At 29.8% G+C, this 21,480-nt stretch carries 27 protein-coding genes, 1 riboswitch and 1 other annotated feature; of the genes, 24 read left to right on the forward strand and 3 right to left on the reverse strand.

Annotation, left to right across the window (positions count from 1 at the left end; translation table 11 throughout):
* Positions 1 to 23 precede the first annotated feature (23 nt).
* The 3 genes from ACQPUW_RS04960 to ACQPUW_RS04970 all read left to right on the forward strand — a co-directional run bounded on the left by ACQPUW_RS04960 (position 24) and on the right by ACQPUW_RS04970 (position 1,494).
* The gene (locus ACQPUW_RS04960; RefSeq protein WP_430837278.1) at positions 24 to 476 is read left to right on the forward strand and encodes a carbohydrate kinase family protein; all 453 of its coding nucleotides are present in this window, start codon (positions 24 to 26) and stop codon (positions 474 to 476) included.
* A gap of 9 nt (positions 477 to 485) precedes the next feature.
* Positions 486 to 1,097: a bifunctional 4-hydroxy-2-oxoglutarate aldolase/2-dehydro-3-deoxy-phosphogluconate aldolase gene (locus ACQPUW_RS04965; RefSeq protein ID WP_430836385.1), complete on the forward strand. Its 612-nt coding sequence runs from the start codon at positions 486 to 488 to the stop codon at positions 1,095 to 1,097.
* Positions 1,098 to 1,245: 148 nt separating this feature from the next.
* Positions 1,246 to 1,494 carry a BRCT domain-containing protein gene (locus ACQPUW_RS04970; protein WP_430836386.1) on the forward strand — a complete coding sequence of 83 codons (249 nt, stop codon included), beginning with the start codon at positions 1,246 to 1,248 and terminating at the stop codon, positions 1,492 to 1,494.
* Positions 1,495 to 1,611: 117 nt separating this feature from the next.
* On the opposite strand, the gene ACQPUW_RS04975 is transcribed toward ACQPUW_RS04970, so the two are convergent.
* The gene (locus tag ACQPUW_RS04975) at positions 1,612 to 2,043 is read right to left on the reverse strand and encodes a hypothetical protein (RefSeq protein WP_430836387.1); all 432 of its coding nucleotides are present in this window, start codon (positions 2,041 to 2,043) and stop codon (positions 1,612 to 1,614) included.
* Between the two features lie 181 nt (positions 2,044 to 2,224).
* Complete coding sequence (gene trpS / locus ACQPUW_RS04980) at positions 2,225 to 3,241, reverse strand: tryptophan--tRNA ligase (protein ID WP_430836388.1); 1,017 nt, start codon at positions 3,239 to 3,241, stop codon at positions 2,225 to 2,227.
* A gap of 65 nt (positions 3,242 to 3,306) precedes the next feature.
* Positions 3,307 to 3,580: a binding site (T-box leader), on the reverse strand.
* A gap of 551 nt (positions 3,581 to 4,131) precedes the next feature.
* Between trpS and ACQPUW_RS04985 the strand changes: the two genes are divergently transcribed.
* The 3 genes from ACQPUW_RS04985 (at position 4,132) to ACQPUW_RS04995 (ending at position 6,006) form a co-directional block, all read left to right on the forward strand.
* Positions 4,132 to 4,908 carry a nitroreductase family protein gene (locus ACQPUW_RS04985; protein ID WP_430836389.1) on the forward strand — a complete coding sequence of 259 codons (777 nt, stop codon included), beginning with the start codon at positions 4,132 to 4,134 and terminating at the stop codon, positions 4,906 to 4,908.
* A 32-nt stretch (positions 4,909 to 4,940) separates the two neighbouring features.
* The gene (gene yaaA, locus ACQPUW_RS04990) at positions 4,941 to 5,708 is read left to right on the forward strand and encodes a peroxide stress protein YaaA (RefSeq protein WP_430836390.1); all 768 of its coding nucleotides are present in this window, start codon (positions 4,941 to 4,943) and stop codon (positions 5,706 to 5,708) included.
* Between the two features lie 85 nt (positions 5,709 to 5,793).
* On the forward strand, positions 5,794 to 6,006 hold the full coding sequence (locus ACQPUW_RS04995) for a hypothetical protein (protein ID WP_204595628.1): 213 nt from the start codon (positions 5,794 to 5,796) through the stop codon (positions 6,004 to 6,006).
* Positions 6,007 to 6,061: 55 nt separating this feature from the next.
* Here the strand turns inward: ACQPUW_RS04995 and ACQPUW_RS05000 are convergent, their stop codons facing one another.
* Positions 6,062 to 6,190 (reverse strand): hypothetical protein, encoded by a 129-nt coding sequence (locus tag ACQPUW_RS05000; RefSeq protein WP_430836391.1) that lies wholly within the window; start codon positions 6,188 to 6,190, stop codon positions 6,062 to 6,064.
* 143 nt (positions 6,191 to 6,333) lie between these two features.
* On the opposite strand from ACQPUW_RS05000, the gene ACQPUW_RS05005 reads away from it, so the two are divergent.
* The 18 genes from ACQPUW_RS05005 to ACQPUW_RS05090 all read left to right on the forward strand — a co-directional run bounded on the left by ACQPUW_RS05005 (position 6,334) and on the right by ACQPUW_RS05090 (position 21,391).
* Positions 6,334 to 6,549 (forward strand): hypothetical protein, encoded by a 216-nt coding sequence (locus ACQPUW_RS05005; RefSeq protein WP_430836392.1) that lies wholly within the window; start codon positions 6,334 to 6,336, stop codon positions 6,547 to 6,549.
* A gap of 133 nt (positions 6,550 to 6,682) precedes the next feature.
* Positions 6,683 to 7,579 carry an NAD-dependent epimerase/dehydratase family protein gene (locus ACQPUW_RS05010; protein WP_430836393.1) on the forward strand — a complete coding sequence of 299 codons (897 nt, stop codon included), beginning with the start codon at positions 6,683 to 6,685 and terminating at the stop codon, positions 7,577 to 7,579.
* 11 nt (positions 7,580 to 7,590) lie between these two features.
* The gene (locus ACQPUW_RS05015) at positions 7,591 to 8,088 is read left to right on the forward strand and encodes a flavin reductase family protein (protein WP_430836394.1); all 498 of its coding nucleotides are present in this window, start codon (positions 7,591 to 7,593) and stop codon (positions 8,086 to 8,088) included.
* 158 nt (positions 8,089 to 8,246) lie between these two features.
* The gene (locus tag ACQPUW_RS05020; RefSeq protein WP_430836395.1) at positions 8,247 to 8,663 is read left to right on the forward strand and encodes a DUF3592 domain-containing protein; all 417 of its coding nucleotides are present in this window, start codon (positions 8,247 to 8,249) and stop codon (positions 8,661 to 8,663) included.
* Between the two features lie 44 nt (positions 8,664 to 8,707).
* A riboswitch (purine riboswitch) is annotated at positions 8,708 to 8,809 on the forward strand.
* Between the two features lie 175 nt (positions 8,810 to 8,984).
* Entirely contained in the window at positions 8,985 to 10,379 is a 1,395-nt protein-coding gene (locus ACQPUW_RS05025) for an NCS2 family permease (RefSeq protein ID WP_430836396.1), read from the forward strand.
* Positions 10,380 to 10,614: 235 nt separating this feature from the next.
* Complete coding sequence (locus ACQPUW_RS05030) at positions 10,615 to 11,448, forward strand: MBL fold metallo-hydrolase (protein WP_430836397.1); 834 nt, start codon at positions 10,615 to 10,617, stop codon at positions 11,446 to 11,448.
* A gap of 216 nt (positions 11,449 to 11,664) precedes the next feature.
* On the forward strand, positions 11,665 to 12,114 hold the full coding sequence (locus ACQPUW_RS05035) for a MarR family winged helix-turn-helix transcriptional regulator (protein WP_430836398.1): 450 nt from the start codon (positions 11,665 to 11,667) through the stop codon (positions 12,112 to 12,114).
* Between the two features lie 10 nt (positions 12,115 to 12,124).
* On the forward strand, positions 12,125 to 13,102 hold the full coding sequence (locus ACQPUW_RS05040; RefSeq protein ID WP_430836399.1) for a beta-ketoacyl-ACP synthase III: 978 nt from the start codon (positions 12,125 to 12,127) through the stop codon (positions 13,100 to 13,102).
* Positions 13,103 to 13,164: 62 nt separating this feature from the next.
* Complete coding sequence (acpP, locus tag ACQPUW_RS05045; protein ID WP_430836400.1) at positions 13,165 to 13,389, forward strand: acyl carrier protein; 225 nt, start codon at positions 13,165 to 13,167, stop codon at positions 13,387 to 13,389.
* Between the two features lie 156 nt (positions 13,390 to 13,545).
* On the forward strand, positions 13,546 to 14,484 hold the full coding sequence (gene fabK / locus ACQPUW_RS05050) for an enoyl-[acyl-carrier-protein] reductase FabK (protein ID WP_430836401.1): 939 nt from the start codon (positions 13,546 to 13,548) through the stop codon (positions 14,482 to 14,484).
* Positions 14,477 to 15,421 (forward strand): ACP S-malonyltransferase, encoded by a 945-nt coding sequence (gene fabD / locus ACQPUW_RS05055; protein WP_430836402.1) that lies wholly within the window; start codon positions 14,477 to 14,479, stop codon positions 15,419 to 15,421. Before fabK ends, fabD begins: the two co-directional genes overlap by 8 nt.
* A 9-nt stretch (positions 15,422 to 15,430) precedes the next feature.
* Entirely contained in the window at positions 15,431 to 16,171 is a 741-nt protein-coding gene (gene fabG, locus ACQPUW_RS05060; RefSeq protein ID WP_430836403.1) for a 3-oxoacyl-[acyl-carrier-protein] reductase, read from the forward strand.
* Between the two features lie 15 nt (positions 16,172 to 16,186).
* Positions 16,187 to 17,425, forward strand: coding sequence for a beta-ketoacyl-ACP synthase II (gene fabF, locus ACQPUW_RS05065; RefSeq protein WP_430836404.1), 1,239 nt, complete (start codon positions 16,187 to 16,189; stop codon positions 17,423 to 17,425).
* A gap of 11 nt (positions 17,426 to 17,436) precedes the next feature.
* The gene (accB, locus tag ACQPUW_RS05070) at positions 17,437 to 17,934 is read left to right on the forward strand and encodes an acetyl-CoA carboxylase biotin carboxyl carrier protein (RefSeq protein WP_430836405.1); all 498 of its coding nucleotides are present in this window, start codon (positions 17,437 to 17,439) and stop codon (positions 17,932 to 17,934) included.
* A 2-nt stretch (positions 17,935 to 17,936) separates the two neighbouring features.
* Positions 17,937 to 18,359, forward strand: coding sequence for a 3-hydroxyacyl-ACP dehydratase FabZ (gene fabZ / locus ACQPUW_RS05075; RefSeq protein ID WP_204595643.1), 423 nt, complete (start codon positions 17,937 to 17,939; stop codon positions 18,357 to 18,359).
* A 9-nt stretch (positions 18,360 to 18,368) separates the two neighbouring features.
* Positions 18,369 to 19,721, forward strand: coding sequence for an acetyl-CoA carboxylase biotin carboxylase subunit (locus ACQPUW_RS05080; RefSeq protein ID WP_430836406.1), 1,353 nt, complete (start codon positions 18,369 to 18,371; stop codon positions 19,719 to 19,721).
* The gene (accD, locus tag ACQPUW_RS05085) at positions 19,714 to 20,583 is read left to right on the forward strand and encodes an acetyl-CoA carboxylase, carboxyltransferase subunit beta (RefSeq protein WP_430836407.1); all 870 of its coding nucleotides are present in this window, start codon (positions 19,714 to 19,716) and stop codon (positions 20,581 to 20,583) included. Before ACQPUW_RS05080 ends, accD begins: the two co-directional genes overlap by 8 nt.
* A complete protein-coding gene (locus tag ACQPUW_RS05090) occupies positions 20,576 to 21,391 on the forward strand; it encodes an acetyl-CoA carboxylase carboxyltransferase subunit alpha (protein WP_430836408.1) in 816 nt (271 codons plus the stop codon). The genes accD and ACQPUW_RS05090 overlap by 8 nt, the downstream gene beginning before the upstream one ends.
* The last annotated feature ends 89 nt before the right edge of the window (positions 21,392 to 21,480 follow it).

Consider the following 21,480-nt stretch of genomic DNA (forward strand, 5'->3'; position numbering starts at 1 on the left):
AGAATATATCTTTTGACCCTAATATAAGATTAAAGATGTGGACAAAAGAAGAAGCAAAAGAGTTTATAAAGAAAATTTTGCCAGAAGTAGATATACTATTAATTGGTGATGAAGAGGTAGAATTATTATGTGGACATTCTAATTTAGAAAAAGCAATACAAGAGTTTCATGATTATGGTATTAAGAATGTAATCATAAAAAGAGGAAAGTACGGAGCAATTGGATCTTCTGGAGATGGTATATGTTACGTAGATGCTATAAAGCCTAGAGCCATAGTTGATACAGTAGGAGCAGGAGATGGATTTGCAGCAGGATTCTTAACAGCATTTTTAAAAGGTGAGTCATTAGAAGAGTCTTTAAGATTTGCCAATGCTGTAGGATCATTAGTAGTTGGGGTTGAAGGGGATAATGAGGGGCTTCCATATTATGAAGATGTATTAGTTCATTTAGGGGAAAACAAAGTTGTTGAGAGGTAGAGATTATATATGGGGAAGGGTATACTAGATACTTTAAAAAAAGAAAAAGTTGTAGCCGTAATAAGGACAAAAAATTATGAGGAAGCAAAAGAAATAAGTATTGGAGCAATTGAAGGTGGAATAAAAGTAATAGAAATAACAATGAGTGTTCCTTATGGCGAAAAATTAATAAAAGAACTAAAGGAAATCTATAATGATGTTTTAATTGGTGCAGGTACAGTATTAACGGAAGAGCAACTAAAGTTATGTGTAGAAAATAATGCTGACTTTATAGTATCACCTTGTTTAAGTGAAGAAATAATAAATGCAAGGGGAACTTTAGATATACCAATTATTCCAGGGGTAATGACAATGTCAGAACTTAATAATGGATATTCAAAAGGAATAAGATTTTTTAAAGTATTCCCAGGAAATATAGTTGGGAAAGATTTTATAAAGGCAGCAAAATCCATTTTTGAAGATATAGATATAATGCCAACAGGTGGGGTGAATGATAAAAATATTTCAGAATGGGTAAATGCAGGTGCAGATTGTGTTGGTATAGGAAGCGATTTAAACAAAGTGTTCAATAATAGTGGTAAAGTTGGAGTTAAGAGTTACTGTGAAAAACTAATATCATAAATTTATATTTGATAGAGATATAGTCGCTTATAGAGAGTGAAAATTCAATATCATAAATTTATATAATAATAAATAAGTAAGCATATATTATTTTGAACCCTAATATATTTATAACAAAACATATTATTAATATATTAGGAGGGGTATTGTGGAGAATAATATTTGCAAAAATATATTTGATGGAAAAGTTATAGTTTTTACTGGAACTATGAGAGAGAGCATAAGTAAAATGCGAGAATTAGCAGTAAAACATGGAGCAAAAAGCCCAAATTCAGTTAGTACTAGAACTAATTTAGTTGTTGTAGGTGAAAAGCCAGGTAAAAAGTTAACTAAAGCAAGAGAACTTCGTATTGAAGTAATATCAGAAGATGAGTTTTGGGAAAAATTAAGTGTTTAGCATTTAAAAAAGGGACTGTTTAAAGCAGTCCCTTTTACTATGTATAGTATTTATGGTATAAAATTTTTGTATAGCTATAATATTATTATAGTTTTTATACTGAAATAGAGCTATTTTTTAAAACATAGATATTATTGCATTTGCGATTTCACTAGATGGATTAACTTCTAGTACATCTTCTGCAAGCTTAATAGTATCATAAGGTTTAATAAATCCATTTGGAAGAATTGCAAACATTAATAACCATTCTTTATATTTTAAAGATGGATTTAAAGTATTAGCCTTATTTGCATGATTAAATGCAAGTTCTTCATAACACATAGGAGTAAATATTACATATAAAAAATAAGACATTAAAAAGTGACAATGAGAAAGTTCTGTAAAATCCTTTGTATTTTCTAATTTATTAATCTCATTTATAAGCCAAAAGTAAAAATTACTTTGAGTATGGTAATCACAAGCTTTAAGCTTTATAAGTATTTCTTCATCTATATCTAAAAGTGATATTTCATTTAAATTTATTTCTAATATATCATTTAAGTTATTCATATATAAGCCTCCATAAGTTTTTAGTTTAAGTATATAGTATTTTAAAAATAATCTCAAAACTATAAATTTTTATAATAAAATAAAATGTTGATGATATATACGAGTTAAACAGTTGTCTTACTAGTGGTATATAACATCAACATTTTTTATTTTAATATAATTTCATGAATATTTATATAATCTATACATTGAAATAATTAATTCCTATGGCATCACGAACTTCTTTAAGAGTCTCAGATGCAGTCATTCTAGCTTTGTTGCTTCCATCTAAAAGAATCTTATATATAAGTTCTTTATCCTTTTCAAATTCCTTTCTTCTATTTCTAATTGGTTCAAGTTCAGCTTGAAGTACATCATTTAAATATCTCTTTACTTTAACATCTCCAAGTCCACCTTGTTTGTAATGTTCTTTAAGTTCTTCAATATATTTTTTATCTTTGCCAAAAGCATCTAAATATATAAATACAGGATTATTATCAACTTCACCTGGATCTGATACCTTTATATGATTTGGATCTGTATACATACTCATTATTTTTTCAGTTATTACATCTGCTTCATCTGATAAATATATAGCATTTCCTAAAGATTTACTCATCTTAGCCTTGCCATCAACACCAGGAAGCCTAGCACATCCAGAATTTGATATTAAAGCTTCTGGTTCAACTAATATATCTCCATATATAGCATTAAAGCTTCTAACAATCTCACGAGTTTGTTCTATCATAGGAAGTTGATCTTCACCAACTGGAATTTTTGTAGCTTTAAAAGCTGTAATATCAGCAGTTTGACTTACAGGATAAACTAAAAATCCAGCAGGAATACTAGTATTAAATCCTCTAAGTTTAATTTCTTCTTTAATTGTTGGGTTACGTTCAAGTCTTGACACTGTAACTAAATTTAAGTAGTGCATAGTAAGTTCATTTAATTCAGGGATTTGTGATTGTACAAATATTGTTGTTTTAGTTGGATCTATACCAACTGCTAAATAGTCTAAAGTTACTTCCACTAAGCTTTTTCTTATTTTCTCAGGATTTCTTGCATTATCAGTTAAAGCTTGTTGGTCTGCAATCATAATAAAGTTTTCATATTCACCTGTTTCTTGAATTTCAAATCTAGTTCTTAAAGAACCTACATAGTGTCCTAAGTGTAATTTACCTGTTGGTCTGTCTCCTGTAAGCATTATTTCTTTACTCATTTTAAAAACTCCTCTCATTTGTTTAATAAAAATATTTAATATAATAAAAAAACTCCGTCCTAAATAAATAGGACGGAGATAAATTCCGCGGTACCACCTAAATTGCATATTATAAACTAAAGTATACTTTAATTTATTAAATGCCACTTAAAATTCAAGTACTAACATACTCTAGCCTCTATAACGTGAAGCAAACGATAGAAGATACTCTCTTTAAAAAGATTTCCCTTTATTCCTCAAAGGTCCATTCATTAAATCTCTTCTTGCTAGAATCTCACCATTTTCTAACTCTCTTTAACGAAGCTAAACTTAACTACTTCTCCTTATCAATGGATTAATATATCTTAATTTACATCAATAATACTCCTTAAAATTTTGCTTGTCAATGAGTATTAAGGGTATTATATTCAAAAATATGTAAAAAGGTTATGAATTAATTATACACTTATTTACATGTGTTCCCTGTGAAGGCATATATAATTGAGCAGATTATAGCACAGGTAGAAAACATCACGTAATCAAGGTTAAGTAACATATAATTAAAAAATAATATAGTTAAAATTAATATTAATGATGATAAAATAAAGCCTTTTAATAATCTTTTAAAAAAGATATTCTTTAGTAAGTTCATATGTATATACCACCTTTAAAGTTTACTCTATAAAGTAATCGATTACAAAAAGTGTATGTAATCTTAGTCTAAAATTTAGAAAAAGTATCCTACTACATGATAAAGCACAATTGTGCATATTAAAAAATTATATATTTTAAGATATTCTTTGATACAGTCTTTAGAGTCATAACAATCACTCCTGTAATATATAGTATAATGTTACCATATATTGTTTTAACAATTGTAAACTAGGTGTAAATTATAAGGGGTGGAAAAAATGAGTGAAGTAATAAATTTAATAAATAACAGAATGTCTTTAAGAAAGTATTCAAATAAAAATATAAGTGAAGAAGAATTAAAGATTATATTAGATTCTTCAATGAGAGCTCCAACAGCAGGAAATATGATGTTATATTCTATATTAGTAATTAGAGATAGTGAAACCAAAAGAAAGCTTGCAAAGACTTGTGATAATCAACCTTTTATAGAAAAGGCAGATATAATTTTAATATTTTTAGGTGATTTACAAAGGTTATATAATTATTATAATATATGTAATGTAAAAGAATTTTGTAATAAGAATAGTTTAGAATTTAGAATGCCAGATGAAGGGGATTTTATGCTTTCTATGCAGGATGCTATAATAGCAGCGGAGACTGGAGTTATTGCAGCAGAAAGTTTAGGAATTGGATCTTGTTATATAGGAGATATTATAGAGCATTATGAAATTCATAAGGAGTTATTTAATCTTCCAAAGCTTGTGTATCCAGCATGTATGCTTTGTCTTGGACACTATGAAGATGATTATAATAGGATAATATCAGATAGATTCAAAAAAGAATATATTGTATTTAATGAAAAATATAAAGTATTAAATAAAGAAGAATTAGAAGATATGTTTAAAGGAAGAGAAGAAAAAGTATCTCCTAATAATATATATGGTGCAGAAAACTTTGGACAATTTAATTATAGAAGAAAAACTGGTGCAGAATTTTCAAAGGAAATGGGACGTTCTGCAAGAGAAATATTAAAAAATTGGAATGGACAAGAGTAATATAAATTTATGAGGAAGAGAGAGGGACACAGATGATAGTAATTTTATCACCAGCAAAAAAACTAGAAAGAAAAGAATTAAATTATGATATAGAGTTAACTAATGTAAGACATATTAGTGAATCAATAAAGTTAAATGAAAGATTAAAAGAATTTAATCCAGATGAATTAGGATCATTAATGAAGATATCAGATAAATTAACAGATGATACTCTTTTAAATATCCATAAATGGACAATAGAAGAAGCAGAGCACTCATTTCCATGTATATTAGGATTTAATGGAGAAGCCTTTAGAGGACTTGATATAACTTCATATTCTAAAGAGGACTTAGAGTATGCAAATTCACATCTTAGAGTATTGTCTGGGTTATATGGAGTATTAAGACCTTTAGACTTAATATGCAGTTATAGATTAGAGATGGGAACTAAGCTTAACATAGGTAAACATAAAAATCTTTATTCCTTCTGGGGAGAAAAAATAAACAAGACTTTATTAGAAGATATTAAAAATAGTGAAAGTGATATCCTAGTTAATTTAGCATCAAATGAATATTCTAAATCTGCAAAATTAAATAAGATGAAGGGAATTACTATAGTAACTCCTGTATTTAAAGAATTTAAAAATGGAAAATATAAAGTTGTAACTGTACATGCCAAAAGAGCAAGGGGACTTATGGCAACTTATATAATGAAAAATAGAATAGAAGATGTAGAAGGGTTAAAAAAGTTTAATGAAGAGGGATATATCTATAGAGAAGATTTAAGTAATAGTGAGGAAATGGTATTTACTTTAGGATAAATATTGTTAAAGAAGTATATTACCTCCTTAATAAATGTGGTAATATATTAAAGTAAAGTTTCTTAAACAGAGGAGGAATATATCTATGATATATTTAATAGTTATTAATATAATTGTAGTAATTGCAATGTTAATAATGTTCTTAAAGGCATCAAGTATGTTTAAAAAAATTGCTGATAACAATGGTAATATAGAAATAGAAGGGCAAGAAGCAAAGAAATATATGAAAGTTTCTATTGTATTAGCTCCTATTAGTTTAATATTAACAACAGTTATAGTGTTAATGGTATTATTGTAATAAGTAAAACTCTATTAGATAAAAAGTTGTCTAATAGAGTTTTACTTAAATTTAATTATTTAAATTTATTTTTCTTATTAAGTGCCTTATCCCTTGATTTTTTCATTGTATGAATATTATAGCAAATTAATATAATTACACATATTAATGGAAGACCAACAAGCAAATAATATAATGGATTCATGGAATAACCTCCTATTTATTTAAGTTATCTTTTATGATAATGGGTAATAATACCTCATAACATAATAATATAATATTTAAAGTTTTCTTTAAAGTATGATAATATGTAATTATTAAAGTTTGCAAATTATAGGAGGTGTCAATATGATACTAGTTGCTTTAAATGTAATTGTTATTGCTGCAATGATTACATTCTTTATAAAATCAGTAAGTACATTTAAAGATATAAAAGATGATAATGAGGAATATGTAAAGGAAATGAATAAAAAAGGTAGCAGATATATGATTATTTCTGTACTACTTGTTCCTGTTGCAATAGTAATATCATTTAAAATAATTGTGGACATGTTCTTATTTTAGATAAACAACTCATAAATTTATGAGTTGTTTTTTTGTTTACTAATTGGATAATATATGCAAATATGGTATCATATAATCATAATAGGTGTGAGGATTTTAAATTGTTATATTAAATTTGAAAGGATAATATGCTATGAGTAAGATATTAGTTTTTGGTGGGACAAGATTTTTTGGGAAAGAACTTATAAAAGAACTTATAATTAACGGACATGATATAACAATAGCAACGAGAGGGATAAGAAAAGATAATTTTGGGGACAAGGTTAAGCGTATAATTGTTGACAAGCGAAATGAAAACGCTTTAATGAAGGCTTTGGATGGACAAAGATATGATGTTGTTTATGATACCATTTCATATAGTCCAAATGATGGAATGAGAATGTGTAATGTATTAAGGGGTAAAACAGATAAATATATTGTAGTTTCATCAGTTGCAGTCTATGATGAAGGAATAAATTTAAAAGAAACAGAATTTAACCCAAGTAAATATGAAATAGTTATGGGGGAGAAGGAGGAGTTTTCTTATAGTGAGGGAAAAAGATTAATGGAGGCTGTATTATATAAAAATGCAGAGTTCCCTGTAATAGCTGTAAGATTCCCAGTAGTTATAGGAAAAGATGATTACACAGATAGGCTTTTAACATATGTTAAAAGAGTTGATAGTAAAGAAACTATATGTTCAACTAATTTAGATTCACATATGAATTTAATAACTCAAAATGAAGCAGGTGTATTTTTAGCATGGCTTCTAAATAAAGATATAAATGCTCCTGTAAATGCTGCTTGTATAGGCGATATAAGTTTAAAAGAGATGATAAATATAATTGAAGAAGAATGTGGTATTGAAGCAATTTTGAATAAGGAGTATGATGATAATGATACATCGCCTTATAATAATTATTTAAACCTTACAATAAATATTATAAATATTATGGAGCTTGGCGGGTATAGATTTAAAAAAATTCATTCTGAATTAAGGGAAATTGTTAAATATTATAAAAGTACCTTGAAATGTAGAAGTGTAGTTTAGGAGGAGCAAAAGTGAATAATAATTTTACAAGAGATGTTGAAAATGCTTTAGATAATCTTCATATAAATGGAGCATTCTTAACTGGTGGAGATTTAAAATCTGCAAATACTATGACAATAAGCTGGGGTAGCATAGGCTTTATGTGGAGAAGACCAGTATTTATGGCTTTAGTTAGAGAAAGCAGATACACAAATGAATTTTTAAAGTCTGGAGAAACATTTACAGTAAGCATTCCTTATGAAGGTGAGCTTAAAGAGGCATTAAAAATATGTGGAAGCAAATCAGGAAGAGATGTAAATAAAGAAGAACTTGCAAATATAAAATTTATTCCATCAAAGAGTGTAGATACTCCAGTAATTGAAGGATGTAATAGATATTATGAATGTAAGATTTTATATAAAAATGAAATGGATTTAGATAATTTTGATAAAGATCTAGGAGAGCAGTTCTATAAAGGTGAAAAAATAGGTCATATACTTTATTTTGGAGAAATCGTAGAAGAATATTAATTATAGAGGATTAGCTTTTTAGCTAGTCTTTTATTTTATAAAAGGAGGGGTATGTCAGATAGAGACATACCCCTCATAATTTTTCACACAAATGTAAATGTTATCATATATTATATTAATAAGCATTTTATATAGTCTATCTAAAAGGGGGTATTGTAATGGCAATGTATGTACTATTAGCTATAGGAATTGGGTTATTATTAGCTGCAATAATAATATTTGGAATTAGATATAGAGTTTATAAAACTGGAACAAGAGTAGTTGGAAAAATAATAGAAGTAAAGAAGACAGATGAAGCTATATTAGATGATTTTCAACAGGTATCATTTATAACATTATATAAACCTGTTATAGAATTTGTAACAGAAGAAGGCGAAAAAATAGTATTTGTCCACAATGAACCTGGTAGCAGTAGAGACTTTAAAGTTGGTGATGATATTATGGTAGTGTATAACAAAAAGAAATCACATAACTTTTATGTAGATGATAAAATGGAGTTCTTTAGACTTTCAATAACATTAATAATATTAGCATTATTATTTTTCTCTTTTTCATTTACATTATATTTGATATAAGGAAATAATTACATTGCAACAATATAATTAGATATAGTATAATGGATAAAATAATAATATAGACCCATATAAGTCTGATAATACGGTTCAGAGGTTTCTACGTGAAGACCATTAATCTTCGCACTATGGGTAAATCAAAATGAAGTTTCTATGAGCTAGCATTGGTTTACCTAATAAACCGGCTAGTTTTTTTTGTTTTACAATGAAGTAAAAGTCAGAACCTTTAGAAGCTCACTAAAAAGAGACTATAGCATTAAACCTGAGAGACAGTTCTTTTATGGGTGCTTTACTATACATAACTATAAAAATGGAGGAGAACAAATGAAAAATATTCTAGAAAAAGTATTTAAGCTTAATGAGAATAAGACAAATGTAAAAACAGAAATTATTGGTGGACTTACAACTTTCGTAACATTTGCTTATGCATTATTAGTAATTCCAAACATATTAAAAATAGGTGGAATGAATTCTCTAGGTCTTAAAGGAGATGCAGCAGCAAATCTTACTATGGCACAAGATCCAATAATAGCTTCGGCTTTTGCATCAGTTTGTATAGCAGCAGCTGTTGGTACTTTAATAATGGCTTTTCATGCTAATTTACCTTTTGTTTTAGCACCAGGTCTTGGACTTGTATCATTCTTTTCTTATAATATTTGCCTGAAATTAAACTTTACTTGGCAAGAAGGTTTAGCAGCTGTATTTATATCAGGTATTTTATTTGTAATTATAACTTTAACTTCTATTAGAGAAAAAATAGTTCAAGCTATTCCGCAAAACTTAAAATATGCAATAACAGCTGGTATTGGATTATTTATTGCATTAATAGGTTTAAAAAGTGGTGGAATTGTAGTAGCAAATCCAGGAACATTAGTAGCTTTTGGAGACTTTACTGATAAGGCAGTTATTTTAACAATAATAGGACTTATAATAGGTGTTATCCTTATGGCAAGAAAAGTTACAGGTGCAATGTTAATTGGAATTGTAATTACTACAATAATAGGAATACCTATGGGAGTTACAAATATTCAAGGAATGAAGCTTTTCTCAATGCCTGTAATTGGTGATACATTCTTTGCTATGGATTTAAAAGGACTATTAACAAGTAACGGAGATGGACTTATAGGTGCATTACTTACTGTATTTATGGTTGTAATTACATTAAGCTTAGTAGATCTTTTTGATACAATTGGTACTTTACTTGGAACAGCTCAAAGTTCAGGAATGGTTGAATCTGATGGTGAGGTTAAGAATTTAAGACAAGCTTTAACTTCAGATGCAGTAGGAACAACTTGCGCAGCATTACTTGGAACAACAACCCTTGCAACAACTGTTGAGTCAGCTTCGGGAATAGCAGCAGGTGCAAGAACAGGACTTTCTAATGTAGTAGTAAGTATTATGCTTGTATTATCTCTATTCTTTAGTGGATTAGTTGGAATAGTACCACAAAGTGCAACAGCACCAGCTTTAATAATTGTTGGTATATTAATGATGAGTGCAGTTTCTCAAATAGATTTTTCAGATTTTACAGAGGCGGTACCTGCTTTCTTTACTATAGCAATGATGCCATTTACTTATTCAATAGCTAATGGTATTGCAATTGGAATGATATTTTATCCAATAGTAAAAGTTGCTACTGGAAAAGGAAAAGAAGTACACAAATTACTTTATATATTTGCAATATTATTTATATTAAGATTTGTTCTTATGCCAGATTAATTATAAGAAAAGCATCGCCTATCTATGTTTATATAGATAGGCGATGCTTTTTATAATTTATTAAAGTATTAAGAGTATATAATATAGAAACTATAAGCTTAAATATAATTACGAGTAAGTAAATAAATACAAATAGTTAAATTTATATAAATATACAAAGGGTTAATTAGAGTGCATGATATAATTTTATTAAGGAATATATGAAAAATATATTAAATGGATATGAGGGGATTATATGAAGATTACAACAATTATAGAAAACAATAAAGAAGAAGGTAGCAAATTAGAGTGTGAGCATGGATTATCTTATTTTATAGAAGCTTATGGACTAAAAATTTTATTTGATACTGGACAATCAGAAAAGGCTTTATCCAATTTTAAAAAATTAGGATTACCACTTGAAAATATAGATTACATAATACTAAGTCATGGACATTATGATCATGCTGGTGGATTTAAATATTTCTTAGAAAATATAAATAATAATAAGCCTTATATTGTACTAGGAAAGGAATTCTTTAAAAGAAGTGATAAATATCATTTAAAAAGTGAAGAAGAAAAATATATAGGTATTAATTTTGATAAGAGATATATAGAAGAGATGGGATATAGAATTATTGAAGTTAAAGAAAAAATGAAATTAGGAAATAAAATATATGTAATATCTAATCTAGAAAGTTGCAATGAAGAAAAGATATCTAAGATTGGAAATGAATTGGCAAGAAAAGAAAAAAATATCCTTATAAAAGATAATTTTGCAGAGGAGCTTGTTCTAGTTATAGAAAATGGAGAAGGTCTTACCTTAATAACTGGATGTGCCCATACGGGGATTATTAATATTATTACTAAGGTCCAAAATATAATTGGGAAAAAAGTAATAAATGTAATAGGGGGAATACATCTTTCAAAACTATCATTATCAGAAAATGTAAAAATAGCAAAAAAAATTGAGAAGCTAAATATTAAAAAGTTTTCTTTATGCCATTGTAGTGGGAATAAAATAATTGATATTCTAAAAGATAATGAAAGTGAGATTATAGAAGGATTTACAGGCAAAGTTATCCAGTAAAAATTTCTTAAATAATATTAAGAAATTTTTGTTAAAATGAATAAAGCCATTAATAAAATAGAAAATAACAGCAAATATTTAGTTGACAAAATAATTTGATTATATTATAGTTTGATTATCAAAACATTTGACATAAAAAATGTTTGACGCCATTGATTTATTCATAAAAAATAATTATAGTATATGTAGACTATATGAAAAGTGGAGGATTTATTAATGGACATAAGAAAAAAGGTATTGAACGAATTATTAGTTCAAATTTTTAATGATATACTTCAAATTGAAGAACAAGCATTAAAAAAAGGGGTTCTTAACAATCTTTCTGTTACAGAAATACATACTATAGAGGCGATTGGTATGTATACAGAAAGAACAATGTCAGAGGTAGCACAAGACTTAAAGATAACTGTTGGAACTTTAACAACAGCAATTAATAAGCTTATAAAAAAAGGCTACGTTGAAAGAAAGAGAATTGAAGAAGATAGAAGAGTTGTATTAATTAAATTAACTAAGAGTGGAAAACTTGCATTTAGATTGCATGAAAAGTTCCACAATGACATGATCAATGCAACAATTGAAGGTTTATCAGATGAAGAGGAGAAAATTCTTATATCTTCATTAGATAGATTAAATGAATTCTTCAAGATTAATTATTTAAGCAATTAAGGAGAAGATCATGAAGGAAGTAAAGATTAAAGGTGTAGGTTCATACGTTCCATCTCAAGTTATTACTAATGATGATTTAAGTAAAATAGTAGATACTAATCATCAATGGATATTAGAGAGAACAGGAATTTGTGAAAGAAGGATATCTGAAGGCGAAGATACTTCCAGTATAGCTTATAAAGCAGCAAAAGTTGCAATGGATAAGGCGGGTATTAAGGGAGAAGAACTAGATTTAATAATAGTTGCTACTATTACTCCAGACTCATTTACTCCATCAGTAGCATGCATATTACAAAAAATGATAGGGGCAAAAAATGCAACAGCCTTTGACTTAAATGCAGCATGTACAGGATTTATTTATTCATTAGAAGTAGCTGAGAGCCTACTTAAGACTGGAAGATATAAAAATGCATTAGTAGTTGGTGCAGAAACTCTTTCAAAGATTATTGATTGGAAAGATAGAAGCACTTGTGTTCTCTTTGGAGATGGTGGCGGAGCTGCTGTTATTGGAATAGATGAAGAAGAGAAGAGCGGAATTATAAACACTTATTCAATATCAGAAGGAGAAAAAGGTGATGCATTAACTGCAGGAGCAAATGATGTAATTAATCCTTTTGCAAAAGAAGAAGTTATTAAAAGCAAATATGTACAGATGAATGGAAGAGAAGTATTTAGATTTGCAACAGGTGCCATGGTTGATTCTATAAAGAAAGTTTTAGAAGGTACTGGATATAATTTAGAAGATATAGATTATGTTGTACCGCATCAAGCTAATTTAAGAATAATAGATTATGCAGCAAAAAAACTAGGACTTTCAAAAGAAAAATTCTATGTAAATTTAGAAAGAGTAGGAAATACATCATCAGCATCAGTTCCAATGGCTTTAGCAGATATGGATAATGAAGGCAAATTAGAAGATGGAAATCTAATAGTTTTAGTTGGATTTGGTGGAGGCCTAACTTGTGGTGCCACACTAATAAAATGGTAATTAAAAGCGAGAGCTTTGAAATATAAAATAAAATTAAAGTGTAAATTATGGAGGTATTTATTATGATATTTGAAGGAATTAGAGAAGTAGTTTGTGAACAATTAGGAGTAGAAGAAAGTGAAGTAACATTAGAAACAACTTTCGAAGATTTAGGAGCAGATTCATTAGATTTATTCCAAGTAGTAATCGAAATAGAAGAAAAGTTTGGTATTCAATTAGAAGATGCTGAAAATATAAAGAGCATCAAAGACGCAGTTGATTACGTTGAAAAAAAGAAAAACAACTAGTATTTAAGAGTAAGATCTGTTGCTCATAGTGGTTTTAGGTAGAGGTAACAGAATATTTTCAATAATCAAAAATCGGGTGCTTAGTATTAGAACCCGATTTTGCTTATATTATAAATGAATTTATAACTGTATAGGTAAATTTTAGGAGGAACTTTAATGAGTAATAGAGTTTGTGAAATGTTAGGTATTAAGTATCCTGTATTACAAGGGGGAATGGCTTGGATTGCAGATGCATCATTAGCAGCAGCTGTAAGTGAAGCTGGAGGCCTTGGATTAATTACAGGAACAGCGCCAATAGAATGGATAAGAGATGAAATTAGAAAAGCTAAAAAGCTTACAAATAAACCTTTTGGAGTAAATATAATGCTTATGTCTGAACATGCAGATGAAGTTGCAAAGCTTGTATGTGAAGAAGGAGTGTCAGTTGTTACTACAGGCGCTGGAAGCCCAGGTAAGTACATGGAGATGTGGCAAGAGCATGGTATAAAGGTTATACCAGTTGTTGCATCAGTTGCTTTAGCAAAAAGAATGGAAAAGATGGGTGCAGATGCGGTAATAGCAGAAGGAACGGAGTCAGGGGGACACGTTGGACAATTAACTACAATGGCATTAATTCCACAGGTTGTTGATGCGGTAAATATACCAGTAATTGCAGCAGGCGGAATTGCAGATGGAAGAGGAGTTGCAGCATCATTTATGCTTGGTGCACTTGGAGTTCAAGTAGGAACAAGATTCTTAGTTGCAAATGAGTGTACAGTACATCAAAATTATAAAGATAAAGTTCTAGGTGCAAAAGATATAGATACAGATGTAACAGGAAGATCAACAGGACATCCAGTTAGAGTAATTAAAAATAAGTTATCTAGACAGTTCCAAAAGCTTGAAAAAAGTAATGGCACAGTAGAAGAGTTAGAGGCACTTGGAAGAGGAGCTCTACCAAGAGCAGCTAGAGATGGAGATGTTGTAAATGGTTCTGTAATGGCAGGTCAAGTTTCAGGTTTAATTAATAAAGAAGAGAGTTGTCATGATATAATACAGGACTTAATGAATGGAGCTAAAGTTGCTCTTGAGACAGTTGGAGGATTATATGAGTAGTAAAAATATTGCTATATTATTTGCAGGCCAAGGTTCTCAATATATAGGAATGGGAAAAGATTTATACGAAAATATAGAAGAATGCAGAGAAGTTTTTGATAAAGGCGAAGCTGCATTAGAAATGGATATTAAGAATTTAATATTTAATGGTACAGAAGAAGAATTAAAATTAACTGAAAATGCACAGCCAGCAATTTTATTAACATCTCTTGCAGCAGCTAAAGCTCTAGAGGTAAATGGAATAGAAGGAGATTTTACTACAGGTTTATCTCTTGGCGAGTATGGTTCATTAATTTATGGAGGAGCTTTAAATTTTTCAGATGGATTAAAGCTTGTTCGTGAAAGAGGAAAAATAATGGGTAGTTCACTTCCAAAGGGACTTGGAAAGATGGCAGCCATTTTAAAATTAAATGATGAAAAAGTAGAAGAGCTTATAAAAAGAGCTTCAGAATTTGGAATCATAGAAGGTGCAAATTATAATTGCCCAGGTCAAGTTGTTGTATCAGGTGAAAATAATGCTATAGAAGAATCAGTAAAAATAGCTAAAGAACTTGGTGGAATGGGAATCATTTTAAATGTTAGTGGACCTTTCCATAGTTCATTACTTGAAGGAGCAAGTTTAGAATTTTTAAAAGAACTTGAAAAGGTTCAGTTTAATAACTTTAACAAAACAGTTTATTCAAATGTGTTAGGAGCTCCATATAGTGATGGGGATGACTTAAAAGAACTTTTAAGAAAACATATAAAAACAGCGGTATTATTCGAAAAAACAATTAGAGACATGTTAGACAAAGGTGTTGATACATTCATCGAAGTAGGTCCAGGTAAAACTTTAAGAGGATTTGTTAAGAAGATCGACAGAAAAGCCAAAGTCTATAATGTAGAAAATATGGAATCATTAAATAAAACTATAGAAGATTTAAAGGGAAATGTTTAGGAGGTTTTTATGTTAAAGGATAAATGTGCAATAGTAACAGGAGCTTCAAGAGGAATAGGAAGGGCTATAGCTAAAAAGCTAGCTTCTCTTGGTGCAAATATTGTTTTAAATTATAGAAGTAATGAAGAGGAAGCTTTAAAAGTACAAGAAGAACTTTTAAGTATGGGAGTAGAAGTCTTCTTATATAAATGTGATATAAGCGATAGCAAAGCTGTAGAAGAAATGGTTAAATCTGCAAAAGAGAAATTTGGAGCTATCGATATAATGATAAATAATGCTGGTATTACTAAAGATACATTAATACTAAGAATGAAAGATGAAGATTTTAATAGTGTTATTGATGTAAATTTAAAAGGTGTATTTAACTGCTTAAAAGCTATAACTCCAATTATGGTTAGGCAAAAATCAGGTAGAATAGTTAACCTTTCATCAGTTGTTGGAATAGTAGGAAATGCAGGTCAAATAAACTATGCAGCATCTAAGGCTGGTGTTATTGGAATGACAAAATCATTAGCTAAAGAAGTTGGAAGTAGAGGTATTACAGTTAATGCTGTAGCACCAGGATTTATTGATACTGATATGACAGAAGTTTTAGGAGAAAAATTTAAAGAGGAAGCTAAAAAGAACATACCGCTAAAGAGACTTGGTAATCCAGAAGATGTTGCAAATATGGTAGCTTTTTTAGCATCAGATGATGCATCATATGTAACTGGTCAAGTAATGAATGTTGATGGCGGAATGGTAATGTAAAGCGGAGGATTTTTTATGGAAAGAAGAGTAGTAATTACAGGAATGGGAGCTTTAACTCCTATAGGAAATAGCGTAGAAGAGTTTTGGGCTAACGCTAAAGAAGGTAAGCTTGGAATAGATTATGTAACTTTAGTGAATAAAGATGAAGTTAGTGTAAAGGTAGCAGGAGAAGTTAAAAACTTTGATCCAGCTGAAATTTTAGGTAAAAAAGAAAGCAAAAGATTAGATAGATATTCTCAATTTGCATTAGCTTGTGCTGATGAAGCAATTAAATCATCAGGATTAGATTTAGAAAATATGGATAAGAATAGAATTGGGGTACTTGTTGGTTCAGGTATTGGAGGATTCCAAACTATTGAAAATGAAATAACAAAGATGGCTACAGGTTCAAAGAGAGTATCACCATTTTTCATACCTATGGCAATAAGCAATATGGCAGCTGGTAATATATCTATAAGATATGGATTAAAAGGACCATCAACTGCAGTAGTTACAGCTTGTGCTACAGGAACAAATGGAATAGGAGAAGCATTTAGACAAATAAAACATGGATATGTTGATGTAATGCTTGCAGGTGGAGTAGAAGCGCCAATAACTAAGATTGGAATAGAAGGATTTGCAAGTCTTAAGGCTTTAAATCCATCAAATGATCCTAAGAGATCATCAATTCCATTTGATAAAGATAGAAGTGGTTTTGTAATTGGTGAAGGAGCTGGAATATTAGTACTTGAAAGCTTAGAGTCAGCACAAAAGAGAGGTGCTAATATATTAGCTGAGATTGTTGGATATGGAAGCACTTGTGATGCTTATCACATTACATCACCAGATCCAGAAGGAGAAGGTGCATGTCGTGCTATGGTTGAAGCTATGGAAGAAGCATCAATAAAGCCAGAAGAAGTATCATATATAAATGCACATGGAACATCAACTCCTTTAAATGATAAATTTGAGACAGTAGCTATAAAAAGAGCTTTTGGAGATTTAGCATACAAGATACCTGTATCATCAACTAAATCAATGACAGGACATCTTTTAGGTGCAGCAGGAGCTATAGAATCTATAATATGTATAGAAGCATTAAGAGATGGTTTCATACCTCCTACAATTGGTCATCAAACAAAAGATGAAGAGTGTGATTTAGATTGCGTACCTAATGTTGGAAGAAGTGAAGAATTAAACTATGCTTTAACAAATTCATTAGGATTTGGAGGACATAACGCAACATTATTATTTAAGAAGTGGAATGAAAAATAGGAGGCTATTTTATGAATATTAACGAAGTGAAGGAACTTATTAAGCTTATAAATACTTCAGAGCTTGCATACTTTGAGTATAAAAGTGGAGATTCTCATATAAAAATGGATAAATCTTTAACTAGAGGAGCAAATGTATCACCTAACAAAGAAGTTAAGAGTGAAACTGTAACAGAGAAGATTCATTCAGAAAAAATGATAAGTGAAGTAATAGATGAAGTTAAGGAAGAAGTTAAAGAAGATAAAGAAGAACCTCAAGACATCTGTGGAACAATAGTTACGTCACCAATGGTTGGAACTTTTTATGGATCACCTTCACCAGATAGTGATAGTTTTGTAAAAGTTGGAGATAATGTTAAAAAAGGATCAGTACTTTGTATAATCGAAGCTATGAAACTTATGAACGAAATAGAAAGTGAAGTTTCAGGAAGCATAGTTCAAGTTTTAGTTAAAGATGGAGATATGGTAGAGTATGGTACTCCATTATTTAAGATAAGGGAGGATGTCTAATTATGATGGGAATAAAAGAAATAAAAGAGATATTACCTCATAGATACCCATTTTTACTTGTTGATAGAATTGTAGAAATGGAAGAAGGGAAAAGTGTTACAGGATATAAGAATGTAACTGCAAATGAGCAGTTTTTCCAAGGTCATTTTCCAGAAGAACCTGTTATGCCAGGAGTTTTAATACTTGAAGCTATAGCACAAGTTGGAGCAGTAGCTCTTCTTACAAAGGAAGAGTTTAAAGGTAAAATTCCACTTTTTGCTGGAGCTGATAAGGTAAGATTTAGACAAAAGGTAGTACCAGGAGATAAATTAGAATTAACTTGTGAAATTATAAAGCTTAGAGGTCCTGTAGGAATTGGAAAAGGTGTAGCTAAAGTAGATGGAAAGAAAGTATGCGAAGCAGAAATAATGTTTGCTATAGGATAGGTGAAGTATATGTTTAAGAAAGTATTAATTGCAAATAGAGGAGAGATAGCAGTAAGAATAATTAGAGCATGCAGAGAACTTGGAATTGCAACTGTTGCTGTTTATTCTGAAGTAGATAAAGAAGCTCTTCACACACAACTTGCTGATGAGGCAATTTGTATTGGGGCGTATCCTGCAAAAGATAGTTATCTAAACATAAAAAACATATTAAGTGCATGTGTTTTAACTGGTGCTGATGCTATTCATCCAGGGTTTGGATTCCTTTCTGAAAATGCTAAGTTTTCAAAGATGTGTAGTGAGTGTAATATTAAATTTATAGGACCAGATTATACATCTATAGAGCTTATGGGAAATAAAGCGAGAGCTAGAGAATTAATGAAAAGTGCAGATGTTCCTGTTGTTCCAGGTTTTGAAGGAACTATAGAAAATGAAGATCATGCACTAGAAATAGCTAAAAATATAGGATATCCTATTATGATAAAGGCTGCTGCAGGTGGCGGTGGAAAAGGTATCAGAATAGCAAGAAATGATGAAGAATTTAGAAAGGGATATAATACTGCTAAATCAGAATCATTAGCTTGTTTTGGTGATGATACTTTATATATTGAAAAGTTTATTGAAAGACCAAGACATATAGAATTTCAAATACTTGCAGATGAACATGGAAATGTAGTTCATTTAGGTGAACGTGAATGTTCATTACAAAGAAAAAATCAAAAAGTATTAGAAGAAGCCCCATCTTCAATTTTAAGTGAAGAACTTAGAGCTGAGATGGGAGAAGTTGCAAAGAGAGCTGCTAAGGCTTGTAATTATAAAAATGCAGGAACAATAGAGTTTTTAGTAGATAAAGACTTCAATTATTATTTCATGGAAATGAATACAAGAATACAGGTTGAACATCCTATAACTGAAATGGTAACAGGAGTAGACCTTTTAAAGCAGCAACTTAAAATAGCAAGTGGAGAGCCTTTAAGCTTTACTCAAGAGGATATAAAAATAAAAGGTCATGCAATAGAATGTAGAATTAATGCTGAGGACCCTGAAAATGATTTTAGACCTTGTCCAGGACTTATTAATGAATTATATATACCAGGTGGACTTGGCATAAGACTTGATTCTGCAATTTATTGTGGATATAAGATACCTCATTGTTATGATTCAATGCTTGCAAAACTTATAGCTTATGGAGAAAATAGAGATGAAGCTATAATAAGAATGAAAAGAGCATTAAGTGAGTTTGGAATTGGTGGAGTTAAGACAAATATAGAATTCCAATATTCACTTTTAGAGATGGAAGAATTTTTAAATGGAGATTATGATACTGCATTTTTAGGAAATAAGATGGTGAATAAGCATGCTTAAGGATTTGTTTAGTAAAAAAAAGAATTATGGAACAGTTAAAAAAATAAATATAGAGTCAGATGTAAAACCAAACATTCCATCAGGTATGTGGACTAAATGTGATACATGTCACTCAATAATATATCATGAAGATTTAGTTAAAAATAAATATGTTTGTACTAATTGCAATCATCATTTTAGACTTAGAGCTCATGATAGAGTAAATTTATTTTTTGATGATAATTCTTTTGAAGAATTTGATAAAAATTTAAGTACAAAAAACCCTCTAGGCTTTGAAGGATATCAAAAAAAATTAGATGATGCCAAGAAGAGAACTAAGAGTAGAGAAGCTGTTATAACAGGAACTGGTTTAGTTAATGGAATAAGAGTTTGTGCTGGAATAATGGATAGCTTCTTTATGATGGGAAGTATGGGAACTGTTGTTGGCGAAAAGCTAACTAGAATGATTGAATTTGCTATAAAGCATAAGCTTCCTGTTATTATATTTACAACTTCTGGAGGAGCTAGAATGCAAGAGGGTATATTCTCTCTTATGCAGATGGCAAAAGTTAGTGCGGCTCTTGCAAAACATAGTGAAGAAGGACTTTTATATATTACTGTACTTACAGATCCAACAACAGGTGGAGTTACTGCAAGTTTTGCAATGGAAGGTGACGTAATATTAAGTGAACCTAATACATTAATTGGATTTGCAGGAAGAAGAGTAATTGAAAACACTATCAAAGAAACATTACCAGATGATTTTCAAAAGGCAGAATTTCTATTAGAGAAAGGCTTTGTTGATAAGATAGTAAACAGAGAAGAATTAAGAACTTGTGTATATAAGATACTAAGATTACATGAGGTGAATAGATATGAATAGAAGAATGGCAAGAAAGATGAAAGCATGGGATAAAGTATCTATTGCAAGACACAAAGATAGACCAACAGGTAAATTCTATATAGAAAATATCTTTGATGAATTTATAGAATTCCACGGAGATAGAAACTTTGGGGATGATAGCGCTATAATAGGTGGTATTGCTGAAATATCAGGTAGACCAGTAACTGTAATAGCTATAACTAAAGGTGAAAATACTAAAGAAAATATAGAAAGAAACTTTGGTATGCCAAGACCAGAAGGTTATAGAAAAGCATTAAGACTTATGAAGCAAGCTGAAAAATTTAAAAGACCTGTTATATGTCTTATAGATACTCCAGGGGCTTTCTGTGGAGTAGATGCTGAAGAAAGAGGTCAAGGTGAAGCTATCGCTATGAATCTTTTTGAAATGAGTAAGCTTAAAACTCCCATAGTATCAATAATTACAGGCGAAGGTGGAAGTGGTGGAGCACTAGCTCTTGCAGTTGGAGATTCTGTAGGTATGCTTGAACATTCAATATATTCAATACTATCTCCTGAAGGATTCGCATCTATCTTATGGAAAGACGGTGAAAGAGCTTCAGAAGCTGCTGAGGTTATGAAAATTACAGCAGAAGATTTAAGAGCGTTTAACATTATAGACTTTATAGTTAGGGAACCTCATGGAGGAGCTCATAAAAATCCACAGCGTATGGCAAATGGTTTTAAAAGAGCAATATTATTAGAACTTGATAAATTAAAAGAAATTAATGAAGATGAGCTTTTAGAAAAAAGATACAATAAATTTAGAAATTTTGGGAAAAATTTATAAAAATTTGAATAAAAAGAATTAGAATAGTTAATTATTCTAATTCTTTTTTTGAAATTTATTGACAGTTGTATCGTATTAGAAATAATATA

The sequence above is a fragment of the Clostridium sardiniense genome (genome assembly GCF_050584765.1).
In the GTDB taxonomy this organism is placed as follows: Bacteria; Bacillota; Clostridia; order Clostridiales; family Clostridiaceae; genus Clostridium; species Clostridium sardiniense_A.